The 18,106-nt window shown below is 44.8% G+C and carries 11 protein-coding genes; 7 read left to right on the top strand and 4 right to left on the bottom strand.

What is annotated here, in order from left to right; genetic code table 11:
- Positions 1-30: 30 nt before the first annotated feature.
- The 3 genes from IGJ17_RS14215 to IGJ17_RS14205 are packed head-to-tail and all read left to right on the top strand — an operon-like array spanning position 31 to position 6,722.
- Positions 31-3,078: an alpha-mannosidase gene (locus IGJ17_RS14215; protein ID WP_429961557.1), complete on the top strand. Its 3,048-nt coding sequence runs from the start codon at positions 31-33 to the stop codon at positions 3,076-3,078.
- Positions 3,079-3,084: 6 nt separating this feature from the next.
- Positions 3,085-5,340 carry a glycoside hydrolase family 3 N-terminal domain-containing protein gene (locus tag IGJ17_RS14210; RefSeq protein ID WP_429961556.1) on the top strand — a complete coding sequence of 752 codons (2,256 nt, stop codon included), beginning with the start codon at positions 3,085-3,087 and terminating at the stop codon, positions 5,338-5,340.
- Complete coding sequence (locus tag IGJ17_RS14205) at positions 5,337-6,722, top strand: glycoside hydrolase family 1 protein (RefSeq protein WP_016612898.1); 1,386 nt, start codon at positions 5,337-5,339, stop codon at positions 6,720-6,722. Before IGJ17_RS14210 ends, IGJ17_RS14205 begins: the two co-directional genes overlap by 4 nt.
- A 69-nt stretch (positions 6,723-6,791) precedes the next feature.
- Here IGJ17_RS14205 and IGJ17_RS14200 read toward each other — a convergent pair whose 3' ends face one another.
- Positions 6,792-7,652: a MurR/RpiR family transcriptional regulator gene (locus tag IGJ17_RS14200; protein WP_008379484.1), complete on the bottom strand. Its 861-nt coding sequence runs from the start codon at positions 7,650-7,652 to the stop codon at positions 6,792-6,794.
- A gap of 216 nt (positions 7,653-7,868) precedes the next feature.
- Between IGJ17_RS14200 and rpsO the strand changes: the two genes are divergently transcribed.
- From rpsO to celB, 4 genes are all read left to right on the top strand, one after another.
- Positions 7,869-8,138, top strand: coding sequence for a 30S ribosomal protein S15 (rpsO, locus tag IGJ17_RS14195; protein WP_005228072.1), 270 nt, complete (start codon positions 7,869-7,871; stop codon positions 8,136-8,138).
- A 470-nt stretch (positions 8,139-8,608) separates the two neighbouring features.
- Positions 8,609-10,726 (top strand): polyribonucleotide nucleotidyltransferase, encoded by a 2,118-nt coding sequence (pnp, locus tag IGJ17_RS14190; protein WP_008379486.1) that lies wholly within the window; start codon positions 8,609-8,611, stop codon positions 10,724-10,726.
- 210 nt (positions 10,727-10,936) lie between these two features.
- A complete protein-coding gene (locus tag IGJ17_RS14185; RefSeq protein WP_074536709.1) occupies positions 10,937-12,337 on the top strand; it encodes a glycoside hydrolase family 1 protein in 1,401 nt (466 codons plus the stop codon).
- A 2-nt stretch (positions 12,338-12,339) separates the two neighbouring features.
- Positions 12,340-13,680, top strand: a complete 1,341-nt coding sequence (gene celB, locus IGJ17_RS14180; protein ID WP_034872146.1) for a PTS cellobiose transporter subunit IIC — start codon at positions 12,340-12,342, stop codon at positions 13,678-13,680.
- A gap of 81 nt (positions 13,681-13,761) precedes the next feature.
- On the opposite strand, the gene IGJ17_RS14175 is transcribed toward celB, so the two are convergent.
- The 3 genes from IGJ17_RS14175 to IGJ17_RS14165 form a co-directional block, all read right to left on the bottom strand.
- Positions 13,762-15,684 (bottom strand): heavy metal translocating P-type ATPase, encoded by a 1,923-nt coding sequence (locus IGJ17_RS14175; protein WP_221928391.1) that lies wholly within the window; start codon positions 15,682-15,684, stop codon positions 13,762-13,764.
- A 294-nt stretch (positions 15,685-15,978) separates the two neighbouring features.
- The gene (fni, locus tag IGJ17_RS14170) at positions 15,979-17,019 is read right to left on the bottom strand and encodes a type 2 isopentenyl-diphosphate Delta-isomerase (protein WP_016621890.1); all 1,041 of its coding nucleotides are present in this window, start codon (positions 17,017-17,019) and stop codon (positions 15,979-15,981) included.
- The gene (locus IGJ17_RS14165; protein WP_005233792.1) at positions 17,016-18,098 is read right to left on the bottom strand and encodes a phosphomevalonate kinase; all 1,083 of its coding nucleotides are present in this window, start codon (positions 18,096-18,098) and stop codon (positions 17,016-17,018) included. Before IGJ17_RS14165 ends, fni begins: the two co-directional genes overlap by 4 nt.
- Positions 18,099-18,106 lie beyond the last annotated feature (8 nt).

Below are 18,106 nucleotides of genomic sequence, written 5' to 3'. Positions count from 1 at the left end.
CAAAAAATAGATAGAGGAGTCAAATGAAAAATGAGAGTTATGCAGCCTTACGAGTTTGAACGCATCCGAAAAATTTTCTACAAATTAAAACAGTACCGTGTACGCTATCAACAGCCAATAGACCCGCTTTTTTTAAAACAAGAGGATTGGGTACCGTATGAGCAAGGGAGTTATTTCGGAGAAAAAAACACCTATTATCAGCTGAAAGGCAGCTTTCAAGTTCCCAATGATTGGGTAGGGAATCCTTGTGTCTTACAAGTCTATTCAAGCCTCTCAGAGTGGGACAACACCACCAATCCCCAAATCAAAATTTATTTGGACGATACCTATGTCCAAGCTATCGATGTCAATCATCGAGAGGTCACTTTGGCTGAAGGATATCAACAAAAAGCAGTCAAACTGAAGATTGATCTGTTCTCGGGCCGTTCCGATAAACCATTCCCACTGCATATCAACTTATTGGCATTGGATCCTGTCGTCAATGAACTCTGGTTTGATTTTTATACGCTGTTTGATAGTTGGCGTGCCATTCGTGCGTTTGGCGGTGACGAAGCATTTTATCAACAAGTTCTTGGTCAAGTCGCCAATGTCTTGGATTTTCGTACGCCCTACTCAGCGGCATTCTATGAAAGTCTCGCAAAAGCCAAGCAACTGCTTGCGTCATGTTACTTACCAGCGCATACACCAAAACAAAAAGTGACGGCTGTCGGCCATACCCACATCGATCTGGCGTGGCTTTGGACGGCACAGCAAGCAATTGAAAAAGGTGAGCGCAGTTTCCAGACGGTCTTGAAATTGATGGAGGAGTATCCAGATTACACGTTTTTTCAAAGCCAACCACAACTGTATCTCTCCATGAAAACACATTATCCTGAACTTTACGCTGCAATCAAAGAAAAAGTTCGAGAAGGAAGATGGGAAGTTGACGGGGCGATGTGGGTGGAAGCCGATTGCAATTTGACTTCAGGGGAATCGCTGGTTCGTCAGATCCTTTATGGCAAACGGTTTATGAAAGAGGAATTTCAAGTCGATAGCCGCATCTTATGGCTACCGGATGTCTTTGGTTATTCAGCCGCCTTGCCGCAAATTTTACGCAAAACAAATACGCCCTACTTTATGACGACGAAGCTGTCATGGAACCAGTTCAATCAAATTCCTTATGATTCCTTCTATTGGCAAGGAATTGATGGCAGCCGCGTTTTGACGCATTTTATTACCACCATCAGTGAAGGATACAGTCCAAGAGATTATTATACGACGTATAATGGATTGCTAGATCCTTACACGATCAAAGGCAGTTTTGAACGTTATCAGCAAAAAGATCAGCACGACGAAATTTTGATTGCCTATGGGTACGGTGACGGTGGCGGAGGCCCGACGAAAGAGATGCTAGAAGTCCAGAAACGGCTGCAAAAAACATTGCCGGATATGCCGACGATTACTGGCAATCATGTGGGGGGCTTTTTTGATCGACTGGCAGATTCTTTTAAGGAAAAATCTGGCCCAGTCTGGTACGGCGAATTGTACTTTGAATACCATCGTGGAACACTGACTTCGATTGGCAAAAACAAGAAGGCCAATCGCCAAGGAGAATTTTTCTTACAGACGATTGAAAAACTTTATAGTATTTGTGCAATCAATCGTTATCCGCAAGCTGAATTAGAACAACTTTGGAAACAGCTGCTATTTAATCAATTCCATGACATTCTGCCGGGAAGCTCGATCAAAGAAGTTTATGATCAGACGGATCAAGAATATCAACAGCTCTTTGATAAAGGCTGCAAGCTGATCGAAGCTTTGATTCCAGCGGCGCAAGCAGCCGAAGCTACGTCATGGCATGTCTTTAATCCGCTGGGACAAGAGCGGACGGGTCTGGTCTATTTAGACGATCAGACAGGGATCAAAGAAGCTTACCTGACTCAGCGGACCCATGATGACCGACTCTTAGTCAAAATTCTCGCCATGGCTGGATTGAGCTGCAAAACATTGACCCCTGTCTCAGCTGTGCCTTTATCAAAGCAAGTGGCAATGCGGCTGGAGGAATCGTTTGAAACGGCGGATTTTAAAGTGATTTTTGACAAACACTTTGACATCATCTCTTTATTTGACAAACGGCAGCAGCGAGAAATCGTGCCAAAAGGCGAGCGGTTGAATCAGTTAGTGGCTTACGAAGATCTGCCAATGGATTATGATGCGTGGGACATTGATATTTATTACCAGAAGAAGCCTTATCCTGTGAAGGAAGTTCTCTCAGCCGAGGTCGTTGAGCAAGGGGAGATTCGCGATACCTTGAAGATCAAACGTCAGTTTGAAGATTCTTTTATTACGCAATGGCTGCATTTTTACCATGGCACGGGAAGAATCGATTTTGAAACAACGGTTGATTGGCACCAGCATCAACTGCTGTTAAAGGCATTGATGCCGATTGATGTTAACACATTGGAAGCAACGTTTGATATTCAATTCGGGCAGGTAAAACGGCCTGTGCATCAAAACACGACATGGGACCAAGCGCGTTTTGAGAGCTGTGGACAAAAATGGGTAGATCTCTCAGAAGGGAATTATGGGGTTAGTATTTTGACGGATTCGAAATATGGGTTCAATACGGATTATCAAAAAATCGGGCTTTCTTTGATCAAATCGCCGATCGATCCGTATCCTGAAGCGGATCAAGGCCTTCATGAGTTTACCTATTCCTTGTACGCCCACGAAGGAACTTGGCAAGACGCGCAAACGATGGAAGAAGCTTTGGCATTGAATGTTCCCGTTCTAACCGTTCCAAGTGTGCCACAACTATCAGCAGAAGCTTTTCTAGCAGTCGATCAAAAGAATGTCTTGCTGGATACGGTGAAAAAAGCCGAAGATGAAGAGGCACTGATCGTGCGGTTGTATGAATATCACAATCAAACCACCGCCTGTCAATTGCGTTGCCAAAAAAGAATCAAAAAAGCGGTTTTAACGAATCTTTTGGAAGAAACCGTCGCTGAACTGCCGATCGAGCCGCTTGATGCCCAAAGCATCACAATCCATTTCCAGCCATTTGAGATCCAGACCATCATGCTTTATTTAGAAGACTAAATAGAAATGGAGAAGCATATGATTGAGACACTTTTACGACAAATGACATTGAAAGAAAAAATCGGCCAGCTGAATCAGCGTCTGTATGGTTGGGAAGTTTATGAAAAAACTAACGGAAAAATTATGTTGACTGAAACCTTTAAAAAAGAAGTAGCTCGTTTTGGCAGTCTTGGCTGGATTTACGGCGTGTTTCGAGCTGATCCTTGGTCAGGTAGAAATCAGCAAACAGGCCTGACGACCACGGAGTCCTATGAGCTATCACTTATGATTCAAACTTATTTGCAGGAGCACACTCGGCTGGGGATTCCGGCCCTTCTCAGTGAAGAGTGTCCTCACGGGCACCAAGGTTTAGAAGCGACGACGTTTCCGGTCAATTTTAGTGTTGGTTCTAGTTGGAATCCAGAGCTGTATCAAGCGGCCCAAACCATCACTGCTCAAGAGATTCGGGCAAAAGGAGCCCATGTTGGCTTGGTTTCCGCATTGGACATTGCTAGAGATCCTCGTTGGGGGCGAACAGAAGAATGTTTCAGTGAAGATCCGTTTTTGACCAGTAGCTTTACCAAAGCAGCCGTCAGAGGATTACAAGGATCAAAAACAACGATAGAAAAGCAGAACGTTTTAGCGGTATTGAAGCACTTTGCTGCCCAAGGTGCAGGAATTGGGGGACACAATGCAGGGCCAGTGGCAATTGGTGATCGGGAATTCCGCGAGATCCATCTGCCACCAATGAAAGCGGGGATTGCTGCTGGGGCCTTGGGGTGTATGGCTGCATACAATGATCTAGACGGTATCCCATGCCATGCCAATGCTTATTTGCTGCAAGATGTTTTACGAGAAGAAAGTGGCTTTACGGGAATTGTGATGGCCGATGGGTGTGGGCTGGATCGAATTGCTGACTGGCTGGGGAGCCACCCACAAGCGGCCGCCAAATCCTTGACCAGCGGTGTGGATGTTAGTTTATGGGATGAAGTTTTCCCAGTGTTAGAAGAAGCTGTCCTTGAGGGGCTACTTGCGGAAACGGCGATCGATGATGCAGTCCGTCGTGTGCTTCTTTTGAAAGAAAAACTTGGCTTGTTTAAAGAAGCAACGCCCCGTGTTTCATTGCCCCGTAAAGAAAAGGCGCAACAAGTTGCCTTGAAATTGGCGGAGGAATCGATTGTTTTACTAGAGAACAATGGTATTTTGCCTTTGAAGAAAACGCGACAAAAGATTGCCGTCATCGGTCCTCACGTTAAACAGCTCTATCATCAGCTGGGGGATTATACGCCATTCAAGGAAGAAACAACATGTACGACCCTTTGGGAAGGTTTGACCAGTTTAAGTACGCATCAAGCTGACTTCTTCTACGAGAAAGGCTGCGAAATCTCTAGTGGCACACTGGCTCAACGAAGGCAAGCCTGTCAGATTGCAGAAAAAGCGGATGTCGTCTTAGTGACGATCGGCGGCTCCAGTGCCCGTGATTTCACAACGGATTTTGACAAAAACGGTGCCGTCTTAAGGGGATCTCAGGAAATGACCAGTGGAGAAAACATCGACTTGGCTACCCTCGATTTGCCGCAATGCCAGTTGGATTTACTGTTTGCGTTGAAGAAGAGTAAAAAGCCGCTGATTGGGATCGTGATTTCCGGTCGACCGCATTGCTTAGCTCCTTTGCAAGACTTGTTCGATGGGGTGCTTTACGTTGGCTATCCCGGCCAATATGGAGGGGAAGCGATTGCTCGGATTCTTTTTGGTGAAACGGTACCTAGTGGGAAATTAGCAGTTTCTATTCCTGATACAGTTGGACAACTGCCTGTCTGTTATAATTATCGCAACACAGCGTTTCAAAAAGACTACCTCGATCAAAAAGGCGCACCAGTATATTCTTTTGGTTATGGGCTTAGTTATGCCTCTTTTATTTGCAGCTCGGTTTCGGCTGAATATGCAGGGGAAGGCATTATCGTCAGTGGCACACTTGAAAATCATTCTACTGTGTCTGGTAAAGAAGTGGTCCAATGCTATCTAAAAGAGTATACAAAAGCATATGTGCCGAGGAAAAAAGTCTTATGCGGCTTTCAAAAAGTATGGGTGCCTAGTCAAGGACAAGCAACTTTTCAACTCGTGATCGGTGAAGCATCATTGCAGCAGCTGGCAATTTCCTTGGAAGAAACAACATCGTTTTGTCTGGAAGTCGAAACAGCAGGTCAGCAGTATCGATTTGTATTTCAACGGTCCAACCCTGACCGCACGTGGCAGGTAATTCAGAAAGGAGCAAAAGAATGATTCACTTTCCAAAAAACTTTTTATGGGGAGCGGCCGCGTCAGCACCGCAAACCGAGGGGGCCGCAGTGGTTGACGGCAAAAGTCCCTCTACATGGGACAAATGGTTTGAGTTGGAGCCGTCACGCTTTTACGATGGTGTCGGACCAAGCGACACCTCAAATACCTACTATCAATACCGGGAAGACGTAGCAAACATGAAGGCCATGAACTTGAATTCCTATCGGACATCGATTGCATGGACCCGCTTATTACCAGATGGAAAAACATTGAATCAGACGGCAGTCCGGTTTTATCGGGCATATTTTCAGGAAATGCTGGATCAAGGCATCGAACCGATCATTAATTTGTTTCATTTTGACATGCCTTGGTGGCTGATGGAAAAAGGAGGTTGGGAGGCACGGGAATCCGTGGACCATTTTGCATTTTATGCAAAAACTGCTTTTGAACAATTTGGCGATTTAGTGAAAAAATGGGCGACCTTTAATGAACCATTGGTGCATATTGAATGTGGGTATTACGGAGATGCTCATTGGCCGCAAGTGCGTGATTTCAAGCGGGCAATTCAAGTTGGTTATCATACCTTGTTAGCCCATGCGAAGGCAGTTGCTGAGTTTCGTAAAATCGCACTTCCTGATGGAGAAATCTGTATCATCTTGAATTTGTCACCTGTTTATCCAAAAAGTCAAGAAGCGGCTGATCGAGAAGCCGCTGAATGGGCAGATCTCTTGTATATTCGCAGTTTTTTGGACTGTGTCGTTTATGGACAATTTCCAGAAAAGCTAACGAGCTTATTCAAGGAGCATCAATTGTCCCCTGAATATGAAGCAACAGATGCGGAAATTTTTCGTGAAAATACCGTAGATTTTATTGGTTGCAATTATTATCAACCGTTGCGGATCCAAGCACCACTTCCGCAGAAGGCAGCATCCGGTCCCTTTGAGCCACGTCAGTTATTTCGTGGGTACGATTGGCCAGAGAAAAAAATCAATCCTCATCGCGGCTGGGAAATCTATCCAGAAGGGATTTACGATATCGCGATGCGTCTAAAGAATGACTATCAAAACATGCCATGGTTTGTTTCCGAAAATGGCATGGGGGTATCTGAGGAAGAACGGTTCATGGACGCCACGGGGCAGGTCAATGATACGTATCGGATCGCCTTTGTTGAAGACCATTTGCGTCAGCTGCATCATGCAATCGAAGACGGGTCTCCTTGTTTCGGTTACCATATGTGGACCTTTATGGATTGCTGGAGCTGGTTGAATGCATATAAAAACCGTTATGGGTTTTATCGAGTGGATTTGAAAAATGACTTCAAGCGTTATCCCAAAGCGTCCAGTTTTTGGTTGGCAGAAGTAGCTGCCAAGAATGCCCTTGATTGATCAAAGTGTCCTTAGAAGAAAAAATACCGCAGGAAAACTTTCCTGCGGACTTCTTTGGCTATGAATATTTTATAAATACTTCTCACGAAAATCGGCAATGGCTTGGCGTGAGGCATAGATATTGCGTGCCAGCTTTTCATTCTTGCTTAAAAAGACATAGAAAAGGACATCGACCGCCAATAGGTGGGCGATAATCGAATTCGTAGCAGCACTACGTTGGTTGGCTTCTTTGGAACGGGACACTTGCAGGGGAACATCCGCCAACTTTGTTAACGGATTACTGCCAAATCGGGTGAGTGACAGAATCGGGACGCCAAGATTTTTAACGATTTCTGCTAAGTGAACCATCTCAGGCGTGTGTCCACTGTTGGAAATGACCCAGAGGAGACTTTTTTTCTCGTTTTTGACGAGTTGCGGCAACAAGAGATTGTAGTCATTTTCAAACACGACGATTTTGCCTAAACGGGTCCATTTTTGTTGGATATCTTGTGCGATCAATGAAGAAGCACCGATCCCGCAGACAAAGATTCGCTCACGAGTCGCGATCAGTTCAGCGGCAGCCAACATCAGCTGTTCTTCTAACAATTGGGCCGTCTCATTCATAGTCACCTGTGCATTGTGGCTTAATTTAGATGTGATGGCATGAAAGGGCTCATTTAATTCAACATCGGCATAGCCCAAGTTTTCATTGGCATTTTGGCGCAAGCCGGATTCCGCAGATAATTGTATTTTTAAATCTGTCAAACTAGCAAAGCCGGTTTTTTTCGCAAAGCGTACGACAGTCGGCGCACTGATCCCAGTGGCTTCTGCTAATTGACTCGCAGTCATCGACGGCACTTTTTCAGGATTGGCCTCCATGAATGCGAAGAGTTTCTTCTCAGAAAGCGATAATTCATTTTTCATGCTCTCGATTCGGGAAAGAACGCTCATCCTTACACTTCCTTTAGATAGAGTAGTATCCTAAGTATAACATAAGTTTTGGAGGAGCTTTCAAAAGAAACGAAAAGAATAGGTAGATAAACTTGCTTTTTTCCTTAGAATCAAGTAAAGTAATTACGTGTGAAAAGCACAGTACCTGTTACTTGGTTTAACGAATCACCAACGTTTTACTCAGTCGCAGGGGAAAAAGAAAAAGAGGTGAAAAACATGGCAATTTCAAAAGAACGCAAAAACGAAATCATCAACAAATTTGCACGTCATGAAGGAGATACTGGTTCTCCAGAAGTTCAAATCGCTGTTTTAACAGAAGAAATCAACCATTTGAACGAACATGCACGTATGCACAAAAAAGACCACCATTCATACCGTGGGTTGATGAAAAAAGTTGGACATCGTCGTAACTTATTAGCTTACCTACGTCAAAAAGACGTACAACGTTACCGCGAATTAATCCAAGCTTTAGGATTACGTCGTTAATCAAACAAAGAAAAGTGAGGTTCAACCCGAATCTCACTTTTTTGCTATGAATCACTGCGACTGGGCGGCGCAAGCCGCACAGAGCAGATGATGAATAGTACTAGGCGATGGAAACGAGCGTAGTGACCAAGCAGCGGAATCGCTGCGACTGGGCGGCGCAAGCCGCACAGAGCAGATGATGAAACCTACTAGGCGAGAGCAGCGAGCGTAGTGATCAAGCAGCGGAATCACTGCGACTGCAGTGTCGGCTAAAACAGCTGATGCAGTCTGACAGGTGATCTCGAGCCATCTAAAAAGTGAAACACCGAAAGAGCGGCCTTTTGACTGGTGAATCAAAAAGCGCAGCTAAAAAGAATTTTGGGTCCTTGTAAGCAGCATCCTACTAACCAAATGAAAGCAGCGGAACGACATTCCGATTTTTTCATTTGTTTAGTAGTGACTTGCTGGGATCCGATGAAAAGGAGCAGAACATGACAGAAAAACAAGTATTCAAAACAACTTGGGGCGGCCGCCCATTAGAAGTAGAAGTTGGCCAATTAGCCAAACAAGCAAACGGAGCTGTATTGGTTCGTTATGGCGATACGGTTGTCCTAAGTGCAGCGGTTGCATCTAAGGAAGCAAAAGATACCGACTTTTTCCCATTAACAATCAATTACGAAGAAAAAATGTATGCTGTAGGGAAAGTACCTGGTGGCTTTATCAAACGGGAAGGACGTCCAAGTACGGAAGCAACCTTGACTGCCCGCTTGATCGATCGTCCGATCCGTCCAATGTTTGCGGAAGGTTTCCGTAACGAAGTGCAAGTAACAAACATCGTAATGAGTGTTGAGCAAGATTGTACGCCAGCAATGGCGGCAATGTTAGGTTCTTCTTTAGCATTGTCTATTTCAGATATCCCGTTTGACGGACCGATCGCTGGTGTTGATGTTGGTCGGGTCAATGGCGAGTACGTCTTGAATCCAACAGTAGAACAAGCAGAACAAACCGATATCGAATTGACAGTAGCTGGAACGAAAAAAGCCATCAACATGGTTGAATCAGGCGCGAAAGAAGTTTCTGAAGAAGACATGTTAGGTGCGTTATTATTCGGTTTTGATGCTATCCAAGAATTGGTTGCCTTCCAAGAAGAAGTTGTCGCAGCTGTGGGCAAACCAAAAATGGAAGTCAAATTGTTACAAGTAGATGCTGACTTGAAAAAAGAAATTTTCGACGGCTACTACCAAACAATGAAAACTGCTGTTATGACTGAAGAAAAATTGGCTCGTGAAGACGAGATCGATAAAGTCAAAGACACAGTGAAAGAAGTGTATGCAGAAAAATTTGCTGGACATGAAGAGGAAGCACAATTCTTGAAAGAAGTGAAACAAATCGCGGAAGATCTTGAAAAAGATGTGGTTCGCGAATTGATTACTATCGACAAGATTCGTCCGGATGGTCGTCAATTAGACGAAATCCGTCCACTGGCATCAGAAGTTGGCTTATTGCCACGTGTTCATGGTTCTGGTCTATTTACTCGGGGACAAACCCAAGCATTGTCCGCTTGTACGTTAGCACCTTTAGGAGAACACCAAATCATTGATGGATTAGGGGTTGAAGAATCAAAACGATTCATCCACCATTACAACTTCCCTCAATTTTCTGTTGGTTCGACTGGTCGTGCCGGCTCACCAGGACGTCGTGAAATCGGTCATGGTGCATTAGGCGAACGTGCCTTAGCACAAGTGATTCCTGATGAAACAGACTTCCCTTACACAATCCGTCTCGTTGCAGAAGTATTAGAATCAAATGGTTCTTCTTCTCAAGCAAGTATCTGTGCAGGAACCTTAGCATTGATGGATGCAGGGGTGCCAATCAAAGCACCAGTTGCAGGTATCGCAATGGGACTTGTATCTGATGGTGAAAACTACACGATCTTAACTGATATTCAAGGCTTAGAAGATCACCTTGGCGATATGGACTTTAAAGTTGCTGGAACCAAAGATGGGATCACTGCGTTACAAATGGATATCAAGATTCAAGGAATCACTGAACAAATCTTGACAGAAGCATTAGATCAAGCGAAAAAAGCACGGATGGAAATATTAAATGAATTGACATCAACATTGGCTGCTCCTCGTGAAGAGTTAAGCCAATACGCACCGAAGATCGAAATGATCCAAATCGATCCTGCGAAGATCAAAGATGTAATCGGTAAAGGCGGCGACACCATCAATGGCATCATTGATGAAACTGGCGTGAAAATCGATATTGATCAAGACGGAAAAGTTTCGATTGCTTCTGCTGATGCAGAAATGATCCAAAAAGCTATCAAGATCATTGAAGAATTGACGAAAGAAGTAAAAGTTGGCGAAGTGTACCTTGGGAAAGTTGTCCGTGTTGAAAAATTCGGCGCGTTTGTCAACTTAATCAAAGGCAAAGACGGCTTAGTTCACATTTCACAACTTGCGAACGAACGGGTCAACAAAGTAGAAGACGTTGTCAAAGAAGGCGACGAAATCTTAGTGAAGGTCACAGAAATCGACAAACAAGGCCGTGTGAACCTTTCAAGAAAAGCACTATTGAACGAAGATAAAGCAGAGCAAAAATAAGCTGCTACTTCTAAATCATAAGCAAAGTCTAGGAAACTGGACTTTGCTTTTTTTGTGTCTAAGTAGCACATCTTCAAAAGGGTCTTACTTGACAGGAGTTATTTTTTGCGTTACCGCGAAAAATAAGAGATAATTCAGAATATTGTCTTTGCCATGCAAGCAATAATTCTAAGATGTTAAACGCATCTTATTTAGGATAAGGAGTACGATATGAAACAAACATTTCCAACTGATTTTTTATGGGGAGCATCGATTTCCGCTCACCAAACCGAAGGAGCGTATCAAACCGATGGCAAGGGACTGAGTGTCCAAGATACTCGTCCAAGAGACAACCACAAGATCGCGGATTTTACTGTGGCTGTCGACCATTACCACCAGTACAAAGAGGATATCGCCTTGTTAGCAGAAATGGGGATCAAAATTTTCCGCTTTTCGATCGCTTGGTCGCGAATTTTTCCAGAAGGGCGCGGTACTATTAATCAAAAAGGCTTGGATCATTACAGCGATGTCATTGATGAATTGCTGAAACACGGCATTCAGCCCTTTGTAACGTTGAACCATTTTGACTTGCCGCAAGCATTGGAAGACGAAGGCGGCTGGACAAAACGCAGCACCGTTGAGGCATTTGCCGCATACGCCAAAACGCTGTTTACAGCCTATGGGGATCGAGTGACGCACTGGCTGACGATCAATGAACCAAATATCATGCTGCTGGTGGATCAAAAAATATTAGGGAAAAAGATTCCATTATCAGAAAAATACCAGCAATTTCATCACCTGATGATCGCTGAAAAATATGCTTTCGAAGCGTGTCATGAAATCGTACCGAATGGCAAAATCGGACCGGTCCCAAATATTTCCTTGGTCTATGCGGCGACTAGTCGACCAGAAGACAACCAAGCAGCGTTGTATTTCAACAGTGTCCGGAACTGGGCGTACCTTGATTTCGCCTGCTTCGGTCGTTACAATACGGTCTTTCAAGATTATTTGAACCAAAATGGGCTCACGATTGACTTTGGTCCGGAGGATAAGGCGTTGATGGAACGGGCTAAGCCTGACTTTGTCGCGATGAACTTCTACACCACAGTGACAGTGGAGCAGCCGACGGAAGCTGGGGACATGAAGAACGGTATCAGCGATCAGCAAAGTGAAGACATTATGGAGCGTGGTTTTTACAAAGGGTTCACCAATACGTTCTTGAAGAAAAATGCCTTCAATTGGACCATCGATCCCTTGGGGCTGAAAACGACGTTGCAAACACTTTATGATCGTTACCACTTACCGATCATCATTACCGAAAACGGCTTAGGGGCCGAAGACCATCTAGAAGCAGATGGCACGGTTCATGATCCGTACCGCATCGACTATTTATCGCAGCATATCAGCCAATGCTTAGCCGCAATCAATGCTGGGGTGGATCTGATCGGATACAGTCCGTGGTCTGCCATTGATTTGATCAGTGTACATGAGGGGATTCGAAAACGGTATGGCTTCATTTACGTGGATCGCAATGATGCACAGGAAAAAGAACAAAAACGAGTGAGAAAAGACAGCTTTTATTGGTATCAAAAGCTGATTGAAGAAGGGGCGATCCCTTCGTTGGAGGAGTAACGATGACAAGTGTTTTTACCTTTTTAGAAACGCGTTTGATGCCGCCTTTGAATAAGTTGGCGAATTTACGCTTTATTCGCGCAATCATGCAAGCAGGGATCATTACGGTCCCTTTTACGATCGTCGGATCGATTTTTTTAATCATCAATAATTTACCACAAATCATTCCACCACTGGCTGGCTTTTTTGAACAAACGATTTTACGATTTTCACCACTTTATAGTGTCGTAACTACCATGTCTGTTGGCTCGATTGCTGTTTTTTATTGTTTAGCAACAGGGTATTATTTAACTGAGATTTATCATAAAGAAGAGCATTTGACTATGAGCAGTTTTGTAGGGGCGTTATTAAGTTTGTTTGCCTTTTTAATGACGATCGTCCAAGTCGATATCACAGATGGTGCGGCACAATTGCTGCAGTCAGAAAGCGAAACCGCCATTGTTTATAATGGGGTCGCTTTAGGCGGTTGGATCACTCGCTTCAGTGGAGTAGGGATCTTCATCGGGATTATCACTGCAGTACTTGCTACGTCAGTCTATCGTTTTTGTGTAAAAAGAAAGATCACCATCCAGATGCCTGAAGGGGTTCCCGATGGAGTCAGCAAAGCATTTGCGTCATTGATCCCAGCGATTTTGATTGCCTTTTTGATGGTGGCGATCAATGGAGTACTGGCGGTTTTCCACACGGATCTTCACGGATTGCTATCCAAACCATTTGAATTCGTGAAGGAGTTGACGGGTTCTTGGTTAGGAATCATCGTGATTATGCTCCTTATCCACCTCTTATGGGCAGTGGGGGTTCATGGGACGGCAGTTATTAAAAATAGTTTCATCAATCCCATCCTATTGGTGGCTCTAACTGAAAATATCGATGGTGCCAATAATATTTTTGCTGGGGATTTTGTGAACATGTATATTTTTATGGGCGGCGCAGGAAGTACACTTGGATTGGTTTTATTGATGCTGTTTGTGGCAAAATCACAACAGCTCAAAGTCTTAGGAAAAGCAGCGATCTTACCGGGGCTTTTTAACATCAATGAACCAGTGATCTTCGGGGCACCGATCGTCTACAATCCGTATTTGATCATCCCCTTTATCGTAACACCTTTGATCAACGTGACGATTGCTTACTTTGCTAGCTCGTTTGGCTTTGTCGATAAAGTCATTACGGGAATTCCCTGGATTTCACCGGTGGGCATAGGGGCGTTTTTAGGAACCGGCGGTGATTTCCGAGCCATCCTGATCGCTTTGATCAACTTAGGGGTTTCCATTCTCTGCTATTATCCATTCTTTAAGATGTACGATGGCAAACTCTACACGGAACAACTTGCCAATCAAGCATAAGTAGAAAAAACAGCAAAACGCCCGTTGATGGACTTCTAGTGAAGTGCCAACAATGGGCGTTTTTGCTAGTGCAGATAGTGGTCACGTATGCAAAGACTGTTGATACAAGACACAATCATCGCAATCTTTGCGGGTTGGTTTGGCTTGCTGGGGTGTTTCTTTGTGTAATGGCAAAAGCATACGCAATCCGTTTAAGATAACTAAGATCGTGCTTCCTTCATGACCCACGACCCCTAGAGGTAGCGTGAGAAATTCAAGGAAGTTTGAAGCGATCAGCAACAAGATGACACTGATAGAAAAGACGATGTTTTGTTTGATGATCCGCTGTAATTTCTTAGCCAAACGGTGACTGTCGACCAAGCGCAGCAAATCATTTTTCATCAAGACGATGTCCGCCACATCCATTGCGACGTCGGTTCCTTCGCCCATAGCGATCCCTACACTTGCGGTCGCTAAGGCGGGGGCATCATTGATCCCATCACCGACCATCGCATTGATTTGGTAGGTTTCTTTCATTTCTTTGATCCGAGTGGTTTTCTCATCAGGCAGGCAATCACTTTCGTAGTCAGACAAGCCGATTTCTGCTGCGATCACTTTAGCAGTACCTAAATGATCACCCGTCAGCATCGTCGTGTGAATTCCTTGCTTATTGAAGTAGGCAAGACTCTCACGAGCTTCAGGACGGGGCTGATCCAATAGTGCTAAATACCCTGCTAATACACGGTCTCGATTGATATAAATCAAGGTTTTTCCGGCTGCTTTCAATTCTTGGATGCGGGTTTGCTCACTGGCAGCAACAGAGGTTAAATCGACTTCTTTTCCAATCGTCCAATGGGCAGCTTGGTAAGTGGCGGCTAGACCGATCCCCGCTTGTTCTTCCACGGCTAATTCCAATGGCTTTTCATCGTGAAAATACGCCAAGATCGCTTCAGCCAATGGGTGATTTGATTGTTTTTCCATCCCGACGATCAGTTGGGGAATAAAGGGTTCATCCAGCAACAGATGAACATCAGTGACAGCAGGTTTGCCTCGAGTCAGCGTTCCGGTTTTGTCAAAAGCGATCGCTTTGACATTGGCAAAGGCATCCAAGGCTTGTCCGCCTTTGCATAAAACGCCCAAACGAGCAGCGTGAGAAATGGCTGCTAACGTCGCAGGAGTAGCAGAGGCGACTAAGGCACAAGGGGATGCCACTACTAGTAAGACCATGCCACGATAAAAACTTTCTTGGAACCCCCAATTCGTGAAAAACGTACACAAAACGATCATTAGTGGGACGGCGATCAGGACGATCGGCACATAGATCCGTTCGATTTTTTCGATCAGGGTCGCCGTTTGACTTGGCATTTGCTGCGCTTCTTCCACCAATTGAATGATTTTTGCAAAGCGGGTGTTTTCACTCGTTTGAGTAACTTCAATGTACAATGGCTGCCCAAGGTTGATGGTTCCCCCAAAGACTTCACTGCCTAAACGTTTCTCGACAGGAATGGATTCGCCACTGATGGCCGCCTCATCGACACTGCTGGTTCCTTGGATCACGATACCGTCGATCGGGATCGCACTGCCTTTTGCCACCATAATCGTATCTTTTAACTGAAGGGCTTCGACTGGTACTTCGACGAGCTCCCCAGATTCAATCATTTTTAAGGCAGTCGTTGGTTGCAGTGCCATTAATGAACTAATTTCTCGCGTACTTTTGTTGGTCGTATATTCCTCAAGGGCACCGCTCAAACAAAAGATAAAGGTCAGCATCGCCCCTTCAAACCAATGGCCAATGATACAGGCACCAATGGCGGCTAACGCCATCAGTAGATCGACGTTCAACCGTTTGTCGTGCACCAATTCTTGCGTGCCTTCCCAGGTTTGTTTCCAACCCCCGGCAAGAATCGCTAATAGATAAGGGACAAAGCTATAAGGAATGGAAAAAGATGCCATAAGAAAGCCAGTTGCCATCAATAGCAAACAAGCAATCGTTGAAAAAACAGCCGACGATTCGGATTTACTCATAAGAAACGCCTCCTTTTGAATGTAGTCTAGGAATGAAAAAACCGATCCTTTTCTCAAGAAACAATCGATTGTTCCTCCCTCAACTTGAGCATAGCACATTCGAAAACAAGATGGTAAAAAAACAACGTACCTGATAATGAAAGTGATTATCAAGTAGCGATTAAATAACGCTACTATCCAAATGATAAATGGAAACTCACTATTATAGAAAAAAGAACACAAAAAAAGCAGCACAATAAAAAACGAATTGTACTGCTTTTACTTATTTGATGTGGTAGTCAGCGATTGGATCTCTCAACGCAAACTATACTTTGCTAAGGGAATTTGACGTGCTTCACACCACTCTTTGACAGCGCCAGAAAAAATCAGCTGAACCTTGGTGAGGTCTTTAGTGCTTGTCTGTCCTGCCATTGTGTAGAGCATCTGCAGCTGTTCCTTCCATGATTGTAAGGTGACGATGGTTTCTTCTTTGCCTTTTGACAAAAGCAGCACGAGGATCGTGGCGGATAGTCCTACACTATCCGCACCAAGGCAAAGTGCTTTGAAGATATCGTAAGCATCCCGAACGCCGCCTGAAGCGATGCGGGTAAAGGGCTGTTGGATCTCATTTGCTTCCAGCAAGGAAATCACGGTGGATTGACCAAAGGTGTCTAAATACGCCAATTCACGTTTTTTTCGACGAGCATTTTCGATTTGAGTAAAACTTGTGCCGCCGCTGCCAGCAACATCAATCGTTTGTACGCCGATCGCCAGTAACTGCTGAATCGTTTCACGGGACATCCCAAAGCCGACTTCTTTGACGACAACAGGAACGGCAACGGAAGCAATCGTTTTTTCCAATAAGGACAGCCATTGGCTAAATTGACGATCGCCTTCGGGCATCACTAATTCTTGTGGTGCATTAAGATGGATCTGCAAGGCGTCGGCGCCAAACAGTTCTACTGCCCGTTGTGCATTTTCAACGGGACTGCCCGCACCAATATTGGCTAATAAGAAGCCGTCAGGATTGGCTTTGCGGACGATGCGGAAAGAATCGGCGACACTTGGGTCTTTTAAGGCAGCCGAAACGGAGCCGGTTGCCATCATCAAATCACAGGCTTGCGCGATCTCTGCTAACTCTTGATTGATTTTTAAGGTTTTTTCACTGCCGCCTGTCATGGCATTGATGAAAAAAGGGCTGGAAAATGAGCGGTCAAAGACAGTCGTCGTAATTGCCACATCAGCCACGTCAATTTGCGGAAAGGACTGGTGGACCAAGCGAACTGCATCAAAATCGTTGCTGTGTTCTTTATGGAACGCTTTTGCTAAGGAAACATGTTCATCTTTTCGATTCATGATAGGTCCTCCCGGTAATGGTAAACATGCAGCGGCAAGGGGGTGATCTCGGCTTTTTCCCACGCACTCATCAATGGTAAAATACCGGTTTTCTGGTCAACGATCACGATGCCGCAATCGCCACCGCCGGCACCGGAAGATTTGGCTGCACCACAATAATTTTCTGCTAGATCACAAAGCTTTTTAAGTGCGGGGGTTTCAATCGGTACACCAGTTAGTGCGGACAACTCCCGCAGGAGCTTTCGATTTTCCGTGATCATTTTTTTGATCGTGCGACTGTCTTCATTTAAGAAGCCGTCGATCAATCGATTGACGCAGTCTTTGCTGGCTGCTAAAAAGGCAGCATAGGCGTTTTCTTTTTCTTCTTTGGATTGATAGACTTGATCCACTAAATCAGAGGTGGAGGCAGGAGAGCCTGTCCAACCAATCAATAGTCGAAGCGATTTCGGAACCGTCAAGGGACGGATCGATAATCCTGGCCAATCGAAAGCGATCAATTCTGTTAAGGTATGGTCCTTTTGTTTGGCTAAGACCCAGTCGTGATCGAAGGTTGAAAAAGCGATCCAGCCGCCATAACAAGAGGCCGCAATATCACCGCACGACCCATTGCCTTGAACAGCGAGATGGGCAAGAGCCGCAATTTTGAATTGGGTCAACCGATCCATTTCCATTTGATAGTACAGATTCAATGCTTTGACCGTGGCAACAGTCACGGCACCGCTGGAACCGAGGCCATATTTGCGACCATTCGAGTTATCCAGTTCACTGGTCACTTTTAAATCGTAAAAGGAAAGGGGGATGCCTTTTTCTTGGGCATATTTTTCCGTCAGACGAATGGCTGCCAAAATATAGTGGAAAGGATTATCCCGATGGTCTAAGACTAATTCGCCTTTGCGACGCGTCCAGCGAATCGGCAGGTCGCTGTATTGGGCAGACTGGATGCTGCCGTTTTTACGGGCCTCTTCCACATTGACTGTAATAAATTGGTCAACGGCAACGATGATTGCAGGATGACCAGGTTCGACAACGGCGTATTCACCAGCAATAAATAGTTTTCCGGGAACGGATAGTTCAATCATTTCGACAC

The sequence above is a fragment of the Enterococcus sp. DIV1096b genome (genome assembly GCF_050498765.1).
GTDB classification, from domain to species: domain Bacteria; phylum Bacillota; class Bacilli; order Lactobacillales; family Enterococcaceae; genus Enterococcus_D; species Enterococcus_D entomosocium.
Note: the sequence above shows the minus strand (reverse complement) of the source record. Positions and strands in the feature narration are given on the sequence as shown.